Source organism: Hippea alviniae EP5-r, assembly GCF_000420385.1.
Lineage (GTDB): Bacteria > Campylobacterota_A > Desulfurellia > Desulfurellales > Hippeaceae > Hippea > Hippea alviniae.
This window is the reverse complement of sequence record NZ_ATUV01000002.1, coordinates 402,256-414,620: the sequence shown is the minus strand read 5'-3', so window position 1 is coordinate 414,620 and position 12,365 is coordinate 402,256. Positions and strand designations below refer to the sequence as shown.

18 protein-coding genes are annotated in these 12,365 nt (G+C 37.6%); 3 read left to right on the top strand and 15 right to left on the bottom strand.

Annotated features, from left to right (window positions below):
• Positions 1–12: 12 nt before the first annotated feature.
• The 9 genes from G415_RS0108930 to G415_RS0108880 form a co-directional block, all read right to left on the bottom strand.
• The gene (locus G415_RS0108930; RefSeq protein ID WP_022671345.1) at positions 13–357 is read right to left on the bottom strand and encodes a hypothetical protein; all 345 of its coding nucleotides are present in this window, start codon (positions 355–357) and stop codon (positions 13–15) included.
• Positions 358–501: 144 nt separating this feature from the next.
• Positions 502–1,089, bottom strand: coding sequence for a hypothetical protein (locus G415_RS0108925; protein ID WP_022671344.1), 588 nt, complete (start codon positions 1,087–1,089; stop codon positions 502–504).
• Between the two features lie 543 nt (positions 1,090–1,632).
• On the bottom strand, positions 1,633–2,409 hold the full coding sequence (locus G415_RS0108915; protein ID WP_022671342.1) for a hypothetical protein: 777 nt from the start codon (positions 2,407–2,409) through the stop codon (positions 1,633–1,635).
• A gap of 215 nt (positions 2,410–2,624) precedes the next feature.
• The gene (locus G415_RS0108910; protein WP_022671340.1) at positions 2,625–2,864 is read right to left on the bottom strand and encodes a hypothetical protein; all 240 of its coding nucleotides are present in this window, start codon (positions 2,862–2,864) and stop codon (positions 2,625–2,627) included.
• Positions 2,864–3,310 carry a Panacea domain-containing protein gene (locus tag G415_RS0108905; protein WP_022671339.1) on the bottom strand — a complete coding sequence of 149 codons (447 nt, stop codon included), beginning with the start codon at positions 3,308–3,310 and terminating at the stop codon, positions 2,864–2,866. Before G415_RS0108905 ends, G415_RS0108910 begins: the two co-directional genes overlap by 1 nt.
• Positions 3,311–3,467: 157 nt before the next feature.
• The gene (locus G415_RS0108895) at positions 3,468–3,872 is read right to left on the bottom strand and encodes a putative toxin-antitoxin system toxin component, PIN family (RefSeq protein WP_022671338.1); all 405 of its coding nucleotides are present in this window, start codon (positions 3,870–3,872) and stop codon (positions 3,468–3,470) included.
• The gene (locus G415_RS0108890) at positions 3,869–4,153 is read right to left on the bottom strand and encodes a type II toxin-antitoxin system Phd/YefM family antitoxin (RefSeq protein ID WP_022671337.1); all 285 of its coding nucleotides are present in this window, start codon (positions 4,151–4,153) and stop codon (positions 3,869–3,871) included. The genes G415_RS0108895 and G415_RS0108890 overlap by 4 nt, the downstream gene beginning before the upstream one ends.
• 141 nt (positions 4,154–4,294) lie before the next feature.
• A complete protein-coding gene (locus G415_RS0108885) occupies positions 4,295–4,738 on the bottom strand; it encodes a hypothetical protein (protein WP_022671336.1) in 444 nt (147 codons plus the stop codon).
• Positions 4,739–4,883: 145 nt separating this feature from the next.
• Positions 4,884–5,555: a helix-turn-helix domain-containing protein gene (locus tag G415_RS0108880; RefSeq protein WP_022671335.1), complete on the bottom strand. Its 672-nt coding sequence runs from the start codon at positions 5,553–5,555 to the stop codon at positions 4,884–4,886.
• A 241-nt stretch (positions 5,556–5,796) separates the two neighbouring features.
• Here G415_RS0108880 and G415_RS0108875 point away from each other — a divergent pair, with 241 nt between their 5' ends.
• Positions 5,797–6,015: a hypothetical protein gene (locus G415_RS0108875; RefSeq protein ID WP_022671334.1), complete on the top strand. Its 219-nt coding sequence runs from the start codon at positions 5,797–5,799 to the stop codon at positions 6,013–6,015.
• Positions 6,016–6,079: 64 nt separating this feature from the next.
• Here G415_RS0108875 and G415_RS0108870 read toward each other — a convergent pair whose 3' ends face one another.
• From G415_RS0108870 to G415_RS0108845, 5 genes are all read right to left on the bottom strand, one after another.
• Entirely contained in the window at positions 6,080–9,163 is a 3,084-nt protein-coding gene (locus G415_RS0108870) for a conjugal transfer protein TraG N-terminal domain-containing protein (protein ID WP_022671333.1), read from the bottom strand.
• Between the two features lie 15 nt (positions 9,164–9,178).
• Positions 9,179–9,490, bottom strand: a complete 312-nt coding sequence (locus G415_RS0108865) for a hypothetical protein (RefSeq protein ID WP_155825494.1) — start codon at positions 9,488–9,490, stop codon at positions 9,179–9,181.
• Positions 9,491–9,672: 182 nt separating this feature from the next.
• Positions 9,673–10,014, bottom strand: a complete 342-nt coding sequence (locus G415_RS0108855; protein WP_022671330.1) for a hypothetical protein — start codon at positions 10,012–10,014, stop codon at positions 9,673–9,675.
• A 364-nt stretch (positions 10,015–10,378) separates the two neighbouring features.
• Entirely contained in the window at positions 10,379–10,699 is a 321-nt protein-coding gene (locus G415_RS0108850) for a type II toxin-antitoxin system PemK/MazF family toxin (RefSeq protein ID WP_022671329.1), read from the bottom strand.
• Complete coding sequence (locus G415_RS0108845; protein WP_022671328.1) at positions 10,690–10,938, bottom strand: AbrB/MazE/SpoVT family DNA-binding domain-containing protein; 249 nt, start codon at positions 10,936–10,938, stop codon at positions 10,690–10,692. Before G415_RS0108845 ends, G415_RS0108850 begins: the two co-directional genes overlap by 10 nt.
• Positions 10,939–11,087: 149 nt before the next feature.
• On the opposite strand from G415_RS0108845, the gene G415_RS0108840 reads away from it, so the two are divergent.
• On the top strand, positions 11,088–11,291 hold the full coding sequence (locus G415_RS0108840; protein WP_022671327.1) for a ribbon-helix-helix domain-containing protein: 204 nt from the start codon (positions 11,088–11,090) through the stop codon (positions 11,289–11,291).
• Entirely contained in the window at positions 11,272–11,607 is a 336-nt protein-coding gene (locus G415_RS0108835; protein WP_022671326.1) for a type II toxin-antitoxin system PemK/MazF family toxin, read from the top strand. The genes G415_RS0108840 and G415_RS0108835 overlap by 20 nt, the downstream gene beginning before the upstream one ends.
• Here the strand turns inward: G415_RS0108835 and G415_RS0108830 are convergent.
• On the bottom strand, positions 11,599–12,156 hold the full coding sequence (locus G415_RS0108830; protein WP_022671325.1) for a tyrosine-type recombinase/integrase: 558 nt from the start codon (positions 12,154–12,156) through the stop codon (positions 11,599–11,601). The two genes, G415_RS0108835 and G415_RS0108830, sit on opposite strands and share 9 nt — an antisense overlap.
• Between the last annotated feature and the right edge of the window lie 209 nt (positions 12,157–12,365).

Here is a 12,365-nt window from a genome sequence, read left to right as displayed (position 1 = left end):
CCTCCTGTTGGGTTAAGCTGCTTCTTCCTCTTCACAATAAAAAGAAAATTCAGATAAAAAATCCATAACTGTTTTAAAGAATTGCTCGTAGTTAACTTCCACAAAATCTGACGGCATAAACCAACATAAAGGCTCTTCCCTTATTGGATTACCATTAAGCTTTTGGAGCTTTAATACAAATTCTCCATCTTTAACCATCAGAAAAATTCTTGCTCGATAATCAAAATGTTGATACCCGTCTATGTCATACACTAACCTTGCAACAAAACCCTTTCTGCTTTTGAAATTCTCTTTGGGTTTCTTGACTTCGATAATTTGCTCAAGACCCTTTAAGATATTCCATACATTTACCTTCATAGCACACCTCCTATAACTTAACTTTATTTTTATCTCTTATTTCTATGAAAAATATGGGGATTTTAAATTAAGGTAGGATTAAAATAACAACAATACGATATCTTGAATTAGAACCATTATTTCAGACTTGCCTATGGCAGGAAACTACTTTACTATCATCTCATCAAAGAAATTACTTACTATTCCAGCCAAAGTCTGACAGATGTCAGCATTATTTACCCCTTTCGTGTTCTTTTCGACTTTCTCTTTAACCCTTTTTGCTTCCACCCCATATAGACTGTAGTCTATGTAGTAACTTTTTCTTTTTACGACGGCTTTTACAACTATAAATAGGTGCCTGTGTGTTGTATCGTTGATAAGTATAACCTTATCTCTAAAAAGGAACTCTTCTACGGCCTCTTGAAACCAATTGTCTAAATTCTTTAAGAAATCTTTTTCGTCTATACCTTTTTTGTTGATAATTTCTCTACTTAAATAGACACAGGGATAGTTGTTGCTTATCGCTGGGTCTATGTAGGGTATGGATACCCAATAGCTTGAGCGAACTTTGTCAGCGACATAGTTTCCTATTACGCCGTTTAGGTAGCAAAGATAGTCATCGTTTCTAACAACATTTCTCCAAACTTTCTCAAACTCTTTCGCCTTTGCGAGGATACTACCATAGGGTTCTGCAAGATTTTCGGGCAACAAAACTGCACCTAAATACTTTTCTGTTTTTACCTTTGTAATCATACTACACCTCCTCTACTCTTTTTATGATTTATCCTTTTTATGAATAGGATTTGGATTCTAAATTAAGGCAGGATTAAAATATAAAACATACCTTCTTGCTTCGGATACTTTATACTCCAGATTTGCCTATGGTAGGCTTGCCCCTTACGGGGTCTCTCCAAAAGGAGAGAATTAAGGTTTATCAAAAACCTATTAACTATTTTAAGCGGTTTTTGGGAAAAATCAACCAAGTTTTGAGTGTGAAGAAAGTTACAGAAAAATCCCCCAAAAACTTTTCGAAGTAAAATTTTACCCCTATTTTTGCAAGTTTTTTGAAAATTTCTGGGGCAAAAAATCTTCATGGTGAGATTTTGAAGCACTCAGCTTATCGAGCCTTTTTCCTTTTCTTATTTCCCTTATGTAGGTTTCCGTATCAAATTCCCTGTCTTTCCACAAACCGAAAGCTTTGTTGATGGCTGAGTGGAAACGAAGGGTTTTTGGAAGCGAGTTGGATTGTTTCATGCTAACTCCGAGAAAATCTTAATGCTTGCTTTATAGACGGTCTTATCCGTTTTCCAGAAAACTTGATACAGCATTAACTAACTTATTTAGGGTATTTTCTAATTCATTTTCTATATTATCATGCAAAGATGATTCATTTTTTTGTTTTTGATAATTCATCCAATTTTTATCATTAAAATTCAATAAGAATTTATACTGCTTAAAATTCCACATAGGAAGAAAAATAAAATGAGTTCCATTCTCAGAGAAATTTTCTACACCAAATGCTCTCTCTGCAGATGAGAAGCCAAAAGAGTAAAAATATATATACCTAACACTCCACCCTTTATCTCTTGCTTGCTGAAAAAGTATATTTGATATAGCCGACTTCTTGGTAAAGTGGTTCTTCCATTCATCTTCCTCTTTCTTGTGTGCTGTGGTTTCTATAAAGACAATTTTGCAATTCTCTTTATTCCAAAATGCTATATCTACCTCTATGCTATTTTTATTAAAGAATAGACCAGGGACTTTTATGGTGAAGTTGTGAAAAAACTCCACCCTTACACCATTCTTTTTTATTTTCTCTGCAATTAAAGAGCCCGTTATCTTATTATACAGTCTTTCAAAAAGAGAATGTTGTTGCTTAGGTAATTCTCGCTCTTCCATATTGTTTTCCGTAAGTTCAAAAATAGAATTAAAGATATTTAAAAAGTCTTCACTAAGGTTATTCCAAGAAAAAAGTTTATATAATCCTATTAAATAAGATACTTTATCAAAACTACTTTCTTTCTTATTTCCTTTTTCAATTTCCTTTTTGAGAGAAACTGGGTCCTCATCCAAAATATGACAGTTATATTTTATTATGAGGTCTAATTCTTTTTCTAACCTTTGGACATTTTCGTTCTGGCAATGATTAGTTTTTTCCTCACTATTTTCGTGACACCAGCAAAAATAGGCATCTTTTATCTCTTTTGGTAATTTGTTTACTGGAGAAACTGGAAGGAGTCGAGGTTTTATTAACTGATATATTGAATGTTCAGGGGTAAAGTATAAATCTATTTTTTCTTACCTTCGTCATCTTTTATGTAATCGATATAAAAGATTGCTTTTAAAGTTCGATTTGTCACATAATAGATATGCAAAAATTCCCAAAAGTATTGTAAGTAGTCAAAAGGTAAACCATCAAAAAGGCCATCGAGAAGACCAGTTTGTCCTTTGTTTTTCTTAGTAAAAAAATCTTCTGTATTTGCATTTACATCCCAAGGAAAATCATGCTTGCATATCTCTTTTTCCATTAAATTGTTATTTCCTCTCCAAATCCTGCCTTTTCTACCTCGTCAAAGCTATACACTTCATCGAGTATTTCAGATAGACTTTTATTTCCAAAGTTCTCAACTATTTCGTCAAGAGCTTTTTTCTCATCCTCATTCAGATGTTTAAAGCTAACTTCTTTATCAGATTTACCTATGAGATATGCCTCATTTCCAGAAAGAGTTATGTGTCTAAAATATCTAATCAAGCCTTTTATACTTAAAGACCCAATAACATCCTCTATTTCTGAGGTGTATGGACCATAAAAATATCTTATATAACGAAAACCCGTGATATTTGAGTTACCTTCGTTTTCTTTTGAGAACTTTCTGTCTGCAAGAAAAAGCAACTTTACCAACTTAGTCTTAGGTATATTGCCAGTTCTCTCAAGTATATATCTCACAACCTCTTCTTTTTTACTTAAACTCATCTGCCTCTTTCTCTATCTCGTTTTTATATTTTACAGCATTTTACCCCCATTTCTCTAAAAAGATAATTTTAGTGCTTTTTTAATCAAATTCAACTATATTTTACCTTTTATTTTTTTTCTTTTTCTATTTCTCCTAAAACATACTCTATTTCTTCTTTTAAATTTTCTCATGTTCATCTCTTTTCTTCAAAAATTCCCCTGGCGTCACTATAAACTCTATAGCAGGATAATCTCTAATATTGCCTGTTATTAGATAATCAGCTTTGCCTGATATAGCAACTTCAAGAAACTTTTTATCTGATTCGTCAGGAATCGTCGTTTTTATTGGCTCTGTAATGACAAACTCTCCTTCTGCTTTGATAAAATCAATAAGTGGAATCACAATCTCCCTACTAAATCCGAATTTATCTCTACAAAGAACTGTCTCATACTCTTTAAGGATTCTATTGTCATAAAGAACTTTTATTTTCTTCAAAAGGAGAAGATTAATCACAACTGCTGGTTTACCGTTGGGATTAAGAAGTCCAGAAACTATGACATTGGTATCTATAACAACTCTCATCTGCTCTCTTGCCTTGCCTTCCTTATCTCTTCTTCTATCTCATCAATGCTCATTTTATCATTTCCTTTTTTAAGTGATATTTGCTGCATAAGTTTTACGGCATTCATTGCTCTTGCCTGTCTGATAGAAGAGAGAGTTTCTTCTAAGTTTGAATCACCTATAGGAGTTAAAAGAGCTATGGGTTTGCCGTTGTTTGTTATTACCATTTCTTGTTCTTCTGGCAATTCTTTCCATATTTTTGCTGGTGATGTTCTTAGGTCTCTTACGGTTATAAATTTCATTCTATCACCCCCTTTCCTTTAAATTAAAATACTCTATTGTCACTCAATTGTCAACTTAATTTCCCCGTATGTCAACGCAATTTAAAAATGTCCCCTCCTTTTGACAAAATAGAAATGTCCCTTTTCTTATTTTTTTATGTTTTACTCATAGACATAGACAAAGAAGAAATAGAATAAGAAGCATTCTCCAAGGAACAAAGAAAGCAGATTTTCTGCTTTCTTTGTTTTACTCTTTTCTATTTTTTTATCTTTTTCTATTTCCCTTATCTTGAGCTCTTTCTCTTTGTAAAAGACTCTTATGTTTTTGTGGATTGATTCTTTGATTAAAACCTTCTGTTTTCTTCTTACGGAATGGATATCTTCTATCTGGAATAGTTTAGAGTTGTATTTTATCGTATAGTTGTTGTTTATTGTTCTTGTTGACTCTAAAGCAAACTCCCACTCATAATCAAAATCTTTGCTTAACGGTTTAAAATACGATAGATTGGATTTTGGTGGTTTTGCAAACCGCTTGTTGAATATTGGCAGGTATTCTTCTAAGAAGCGGTTTGCTTCTTGTTTGGTTTTAATATCTTCCAATCTCATCTCTTTAATCAACCTATCTTGCAGAGTTTTAAATAATCTTTCTATCCTTCCCTTTGCCCCCTTTGCCTGTGGAGAATAGGCATGAATAAGCTTTACATTTAACCTTTCAAGTATTCTTTCAACTTGAGTTTTCGGTTTTTTATTCTCAAGCTGTTCTTCGGTTTGTTGTTTTGTAGGTTGAATGTCTATCTGTATATATGCTTTTTGGTAAACCGTATGTCTTTGTAAACTCTATTAATGAATTTAAAAAGGGATATACTCCTTCGTAATCATAGAATCTTGCGAATATCTCACCTGTTGCGTCGTCTATGTATCCCATAAGGGTTAGTTTTTTATCATATCTGTCTTCTAACCATCTATGGGTTGAGCCGTCTATCTGGATTAGCTCTCCTTTGTGGTGTTTTCTTTCTCTGAAAAGATGAACGGATTTGCTCTTTTTCTTTCTTTTTGTCTTATACAAACCTTCATCCTTTAGAATCGTTCTTAGAGTTTCTCTGCTTATATTGATATTGTGAATAGATGATAGTTTCTCAAGAAATAAAGCTATGGAGAAATCTGGATACAACTCACTATAAAGAGAACATATCTTATTCCTTATAAAATCATCTGTTTTTCTCTTTGATGTTTTACCTCTTAATCTGTGTATCAGACCTTTTTCTCCTTCTTCCTTAAATCTTTTTGCAATCCTTTTTGAATGCCTATAACTTATACCCATAAGTATACTTGCCTGTTTTAAGCTAATCACTCCTTGAGATACCATACCGAGATACTTCAGTCTTTCTGTCTCTTTTTTGCTCATAAGATAATGTCCTTCCATAATACCTCCCTGATTGGATGATACCAATTAGAGAGAAGATAAATAATAAGAATTGATTCTTATCATCTAACGATGATAAGGGACATTCTTATTCTGTATAAAGGGGACATTATCATTTTGCGGGGACACTTAATTTCCCCCGTATTGTCAAGACTTTCCCCGCCTTTCGGTCTCAAAAATCTTGACTTTTCCCCTTTTTGGGGTTAAGAATTAAAATAGGAGCAAAAGTAGGAGGTGTGCGATGGATGCTTTCACGATTACTTTTGTGGTGCTGGCAGTGGTTATAATAGGACTGAAATTCGCTTATTATAAAGCAACGGGGGATAAGGAAGGGCTAAAATCAAAAACAAAGTCATTCAACAATATGTTCTATGATGATAATACTCATACAATTAAACACTCAACTGGCCATGCAACTTTTTCAAGTTGCACTTACATTGATGATACAACAAAATTTTAACAGAAAAGTATAATAAAATAAATAAGATAAAACCCAGCGGGGCAATGCCCCGCTTTTTTTTGTTTTAAGGGAATTTCACATCTTTTTCCCTATCCTTTGCTCCGTCAACTCTCGTTATCTCGCTCACAGGTGTCCCAAAAACCGTAGGCTCTTTGCTCCTGTCGATATTATTTAAGTCGTTATTAAGGTTGTTTTGATTATGTTGGAAGTCCTTATGGTAGTTTTGTAAGTCAATATTAAGTGCTTTTGCTACACCTTGTATGTCCCCATGCATCAAAGACTGGGCAACTTCGTGTTCTCTTGCAAATGCCTGGTCAGGGTCCTGCAGGTTCATTTGCGTAAAAGAGCGGGTAAGAATTTCTCTCATGACATTAGTGGCAGCTTCGAAACCTCTTGAAGAATTAAGTGCAGCCATAGCCTTTTCTATATTCTGTTTATTGAAACCTGCCTCAGGATTCAACTTTATAATACCACCAGTCAGTTTATCAAGATTTAATCCCAGTTTAAGACCGCCAGAAACCACAAACTGCGCCAACGCCTGCTTTCCTTGCTCGCTCTTCAACGACTCCTTCACCGACGCCGACACAAACTTGTTCAAACTATCCACCACTCCGCCTGCTGCCACCATTGCTCTTGCACGCATGCCATCAGGCGTCTCAGCACCTTTTAAGTAACTGGCAAAGGTATGCCCGTAGCTATCTACAATTTTCTGAGAATCAGTGGCCAAAGCCGCATCCACCTGCGGTGCAAGTATTCTGCCCCAGAGATTGCCAGCGGTTTCCAAAGCTGCCTGCAGTTTTGGAGAAATGGCTTTGGTTTCTTCGTATTTATGCCACTCCAATTGTGCGTCTCTTGCACCTTTTTCTCCAGCCTGAGCTGGCGTTGGAGCAAGGTTGAATTGTCTATTCATGTCATACATATACTCGTTTGCGACGGCACGGGCAATGTATGGCACACCTTTTTCTTCTATCAGTTGCTCCCCAGCTTTGCCTCTTTCGTAAGCAGCAATATTAGGAGCGTATCTCATAGTCTTATAATAAGATACCCCATCTCTGGCGCCAGTTTTGGCTATTCCCTCTATGTCAGCGAAAATCTGACCCAGAATTGCCTGTTTATGGAAGTCATGCAATAGGGCTTCAGCTTGAACAGGCGACAACCCATATCTACTTGCTACACGAAGAAACTCTTTTTCACCTATAGCACCGCCAACTCTCTGGACAGCTGCCATCTCCTGCAGGAAACTCATCTCTTTGTTTAAATCGCCACCAAAGTATTTGTTTGCCATTTCTTGCATTGCCTGAGCTTCCTGAAATGCAGCCGTTCCTCTGTATTTGCTTTGTTCTCCAACCCACTGGGCAAAACTGCCATGATAACCATTTGCAACGGCTTGTTTATAGGCATTGTAGGTTCCCATTATAGAGCCAAGAGCGCTTTGGCCTTCCAAAGCGCCAGCCGTTGCCGCTCCCTCAATCCCCATCGCTGCGCCTCTGCTTATGCTCTCAACCATGTTTGCAGCTGAACCAGTCACCATCTTCTTCCAGCCCATCATGATTGCCATGTGTTTTGCAGCAGATTGAGCAGACATAAAATCGCCTTGTGCCAGGTATGTTTCTGCTGCACCACCAAGACCCTCTTCTTTTTCCAATGTCCCCGCTTCTCTCATCCTCACACCACTCTGCAGCTGCGCCTGAGCTCCCTCGTCCGTTGAGATTTTCTGAGATGCAGCCCTTGCGGCAGCGGCAGAGAGACCAGTTACTCCACTAACCATGCTTGTAAGGGCGTAGGCGCTTCCCGAAGCAAGAGCAAAGGCAATCACAGGCACAGAAAACATGATGTAACCCGCCACGGCCATGAGGGTCTGCCCGTGAGCAACGATGAAAGGCATAGTTTGGAATGTTATTAAGCCTGCCGTGCCTTTCTGGAGGGAGTATTTAGCGTAATCTTGCACTATGAAGTTTATCACGCTTGCAACAGGTCCCCAGAAGGCAATCCACATCAATAGGTTGAAAGCCATAGTGCCGTATCTCTTGGTTAAACCAGGAATAAACATCATGGCAAAGATAAGCGGCAACAGAGCGATTATAAAGCTCTGAACCACGAGAAAGCTCATGGGCAGGAAAACGCTTGCTAAGGCGTAGGAAGTAGCCATAGTTGAAGTGGTCTGTAAAGCGGATTCGGTTATAGCAGAATTCAAGCTCGCCGCAGGTAAACCGTAAGAATCTGCAAATCGTAATAAATTTGGGTTTGCAGCATTCACTAACATTGCTTGAGCAATGAGACTCTGAGCAGAAAGCCCTGCACCAACTTCAAAACTCGCAGCTGCCTGAAGCAGATTACCAGCCTCTGCAGTGGTTGAAATCCCAGCAATTCCAAGTTGCTTTAACATGTTGGCAAATGCTTGCATAGCTCCACCTGTTAAGGAAGCATCATTCTGAACAGCAGTGGAAATTAAGTTATAATCTTCCGAACAGGTCACATTTATTCCCGTTGGGTGAGTAGAATCGTAATAGTTCGTAGTCCATGCTGGTCCTAAAGCATCTGCAGCCTCTTTGAGAGTAGAGAGTATGTCTGAAGATGTGAAAATGTCCTGGTAATTAACCTTTCCTAACCTTGACGCCACGAGCCAACAGTCTTTCAAGTAATTTTCAACGGAAACCAACAAATACGCAGTTGAAGGATACACATTGCCCAAAGCCGTGACGGTTAGAATCGCAGATGGCGTTCCGCCCGTCTGCTCGTAGGTAAACTCATCGGGGAAACCCGAAGATGTAAACGCCTCATCAAAGAGCTTAGCAAAACCGTTAGTAAGTTTATTTGAAGTCCATATAACAAGAGCAGCACCTATTGGGACATTTCTAACGGAACTATTGAAGTGATTGATAGGGTCGTAAACCACCACATCCACTTTGGGTGAATACGCTCCATAGTAAAGCGTTGCAACTAAAAGAACTCCCATCGTTAAACTTAACCCACCGTGAGACCCAGCTGCACTGCTTCTGTGATAACCGACTACGAGCAAAAGACCAGCAAGAGTCATGGTAAGTTGCAAAAGGGTGCCGTAATCGCTACTGTTAAGGACATAAGTTACGCCTGCAATGATGTCGTTCATTATAGGGCCGTTGCCGTAATAGATAAGCTCGTAAGCCATTTACTTCCCCCTCTTTTAGTTTTTGTTAATCCTTTTGTTTGTTATTGAGATTGATGCCCACAAAGCTAAACCATCCAAAAGCACCATCAAAATAGAAGTAGGAAGCGGGTTTTTGTGAAAAACAAAATATCCAACGGCTCTTGATACTATGTATGCTACGAAAGAAAGGAAAATAAATAGAATAGAATTATAAACTATTGCCATCCTACCAAGCTCTTTTTCTGGAACTTTTACATCTGCCACTTTTGAGAGTTTTTTGTCAAACACTGCGTAATAATCTTTTAGTTTGTCATAAAACCAATGTGGAGCAGCAACAACGAGAAACACATAAGCACAAAGCAGAAAAAATACGACAAGGGGCTTGTCCCAGCCCTTGCCGTGAAGGAGAAAAACTATCAGAGAAAAGAGAAAGCCGTAAACGATAATAGCCTTTCAAGCTATGTCAGTTCTAACCTCTCTTTCGAAGCCTATTTGCTTTTTCTTTTTGCGGAATAGCATGTCTTACCTCCTTAGAAATCTGATTCGTTTTCTATGTCTTCTAAAGCATTTTTAAGCAACTCTGAGAAAGAATTTACGAGATGCAATATCTTGGGCATATTATCCATTATAGGCATCAGTTCCGTAGCAACCTTTTGTATAGTATTTTCTTTGTCTTTTGGTTTGAAAATAGCGCAAATATTATCGGATTTGTGGGACTTAAGAGTTTCAAGCACCTTGATGGCACTTGTGTTCACAATCTCTGTTTTTTGATGAATAATTTCCATGAGCGTAGTAAGTTCCTCAAGCCTCAAATTGTAGGGTTTGTAGGGTTTTCGTTCTCTTTTCTTTTCTTCTTCAAGCTTTAAAAACATTTCTTCCACCTCCTTTTGTCTTTTTTATATATGCAAAAGGTTGTCACAAAAAAACAAAACTGGTCAGATTCATCTTTCCCCTACAACATGTAACCTGTATTCAAATAGTTTTAGACAGTCTCAAATCCGACATTTTTCTGCGGTTGGGAAAGAGCGGAAATTGAGACTAAAAACTTATTAAAATGCTGTATTTGAGACTGAAATTAAGGATATTGGCGTTGGGACGGGAATAATGGGTGGTTGGTGAGAAAAAGAAAAAAGCGAAAATTTGGTTAGACTGATATATATTATATTGTTTGTTTTATTAAAATGCTGTATTTGAGACTTAGAAAAGAACCCCTGAGAAGGGGCGAGAAATCTTGCTTCATTCAAACATTTCTTTTAACACTTTCAAAACCTTTTCTTGTGTATCCTTATCTATCCTACCCAGTCTCTTTATAAGCCTATTCTTATCGACTGTTCTAATCTGGTCTAAGACAATTTCTCCCTCTTTGTTGTCGAATACGCACTTAACCCTTGTTGGGTAATTTCTTGTCCTTGTTGTCATGGGAGCTACTATAACCGTTGAGATGTGCCTGTTCATCTCATCAGGAGAGATAACAAGGCAGGGTCTGGTTTTCTTTATCTCATGCCCTACGGTGGGGTCAAGGTTAATCAAGAAAACATCAAATCTCTTTACTTCCATTCCCACTCCTCTTCATCCCAGTTACTCTCTGGCATATCAAGGAGCTTGTCATCACCGTTTTTGGCCATCTTCTTGAAAGCCTCATCCCAACCTTTTCTTGGGCTGTTTACTGGCTCAATAATGATTTTATTGTCTTTAATCTCAAGGTTTACCTCATCGGTTATGTTGCACTGCTCTAAGATGGCTTTTGGTATTCTTATACCTTTGGAGTTGCCTATCCTGACTAAAGAAGCTCTCATGGTTTACCCCCTTTTAACGGTTATGACTACATTGTAATTACATAAGAGAGAAAAGTCAATTAAATTACTCCCTTGTCCTTTATTACCACTTGCTTTATCTCGTTCTCGTGGTTATTATCTTAGAAAGTACTCTTTTAAAAGGAGTGTCTATGTTTTCAAAAGAGATTCAAAACGAGATAGAAAAACTCTCAATCCAAACAAACAAAACACAAGAGGAAGTCCTGAGAGAGTCTATAAACCTGTATAAGGAGTTTTTAAAGCTGAAAGAAGAGTTTGACTTATGGGACGAGATAACAGACACAGATTTTGCTAACTTTGAAAAGGAACTTGAAAATGGAGATATACCTTATTGAATTACCAAAAACAAATGGCCACGAACAGCATGGAGTAAGACCAGCGCTTGTTATTTCCAAACCAATAAAACAGATAGCCATAGTAATGCCTTTTACATCGAACATGACGGCCTTAAGATTTCCCTACACTTTAAAAGTAGAACCATCAAAAGAGAATGGCTTATCCTTTCCGTCTGTTTTGTTAATATTTCAGATAAGAGCAATAGATAGCAAAAGGCTCGTTAAAAAGCTTGGTGTTCTTGAAGATGTATATAGAAATCAAGTAATAGAAAGTCTCAAGAAAATTTTAAACCTATCTGGTTCACACTCAGATTAACCCTCTATCTCTCAGGATCTGTTTAGCCTCTGAATTGCTAATCTTAAGATATACGGCTGTCGTGGTAAGCGCCGAATGGCCAAGTAGGTTTTGAACAATAGTCACAGGCACTCCAGCCCTTAAAAGCTCGATAGCCCTTGTGTGTCTTAGGATGTGCGGGTGTGCAAGCTCCTTTGGTATTCCTGCCTCTTCGCACCTGCTTTTAAAAACCCTATAGAAAAAAGTCCTGTCAAGCTGGAATAGAGTATCTTTTATCTGTGGGTATTGGGCTATATAGGTGGCTATCTCTGATGTAACATTGACAGGAACAGGAACAATCCTAAAGCTGTTTTTCTTCCTGGGATTGTGCCTTTTCAGGGTAATAAGCCTTGTCCCTGCATTTCTGAAGTCTATATCTTCGTATTTGATATTCAACACCTCACTTATCCTTGCCCCTGTAAATCTCAAAACAAGGAAGATAAGCCACCACCTGCCATACTGCTTACGCTTTGTGTCTGTTCTGGCATTGTCATAATCTGCTTCGAAAAAACCTCTCTCCTTTTCTCTCATCTTCTCTTTCCTTTTAAAAACCCTCTCTACCTACCGAACCTTGCATCGGCACGGAAAACCAGCTTGTGGATGCGGGATTACAAAGGGCATGTAAATAAATCGATTTTAAGCGAATTTTTTCTCATTTCGACAATTCATCGATTGAGGTCGGATTGTGTGAATTTGGGAGACTATTTTAACACTGAAGGTATTAGGGATAAATTTTGCCA

What these genes read in the sequence shown, in the direction of transcription:
- G415_RS0108910 (WP_022671340.1), bottom strand. Translation starts at nt 2,864, where the DNA reads ATGGAAAAAGAGATATGCAAGCATGATTTTCCTTGGGATGTAAATGCA.
- G415_RS0108890 (WP_022671337.1), bottom strand. Translation starts at nt 4,153, where the DNA reads ATGAAATTTATAACCGTAAGAGACCTAAGAACATCACCAGCAAAAATA.
- G415_RS0108930 (WP_022671345.1), bottom strand. Translation starts at nt 357, where the DNA reads ATGAAGGTAAATGTATGGAATATCTTAAAGGGTCTTGAGCAAATTATC.
- G415_RS0108850 (WP_022671329.1), bottom strand. Translation starts at nt 10,699, where the DNA reads ATGGAAGTAAAGAGATTTGATGTTTTCTTGATTAACCTTGACCCCACC.
- G415_RS0108855 (WP_022671330.1), bottom strand. Translation starts at nt 10,014, where the DNA reads ATGTTTTTAAAGCTTGAAGAAGAAAAGAAAAGAGAACGAAAACCCTAC.
- G415_RS0108845 (WP_022671328.1), bottom strand. Translation starts at nt 10,938, where the DNA reads ATGAGAGCTTCTTTAGTCAGGATAGGCAACTCCAAAGGTATAAGAATA.
- G415_RS0108925 (WP_022671344.1), bottom strand. Translation starts at nt 1,089, where the DNA reads ATGATTACAAAGGTAAAAACAGAAAAGTATTTAGGTGCAGTTTTGTTG.
- G415_RS0108905 (WP_022671339.1), bottom strand. Translation starts at nt 3,310, where the DNA reads ATGAGTTTAAGTAAAAAAGAAGAGGTTGTGAGATATATACTTGAGAGA.
- G415_RS0108895 (WP_022671338.1), bottom strand. Translation starts at nt 3,872, where the DNA reads ATGAGAGTTGTTATAGATACCAATGTCATAGTTTCTGGACTTCTTAAT.
- G415_RS0108835 (WP_022671326.1), top strand. Translation starts at nt 11,272, where the DNA reads ATGGAGATATACCTTATTGAATTACCAAAAACAAATGGCCACGAACAG.
- G415_RS0108830 (WP_022671325.1), bottom strand. Translation starts at nt 12,156, where the DNA reads ATGAGAGAAAAGGAGAGAGGTTTTTTCGAAGCAGATTATGACAATGCC.
- G415_RS0108880 (WP_022671335.1), bottom strand. Translation starts at nt 5,555, where the DNA reads ATGGAAGGACATTATCTTATGAGCAAAAAAGAGACAGAAAGACTGAAG.
- G415_RS0108840 (WP_022671327.1), top strand. Translation starts at nt 11,088, where the DNA reads ATGTTTTCAAAAGAGATTCAAAACGAGATAGAAAAACTCTCAATCCAA.
- G415_RS0108885 (WP_022671336.1), bottom strand. Translation starts at nt 4,738, where the DNA reads ATGAGATTGGAAGATATTAAAACCAAACAAGAAGCAAACCGCTTCTTA.
- G415_RS0108875 (WP_022671334.1), top strand. Translation starts at nt 5,797, where the DNA reads ATGGATGCTTTCACGATTACTTTTGTGGTGCTGGCAGTGGTTATAATA.
- G415_RS0108870 (WP_022671333.1), bottom strand. Translation starts at nt 9,163, where the DNA reads ATGGCTTACGAGCTTATCTATTACGGCAACGGCCCTATAATGAACGAC.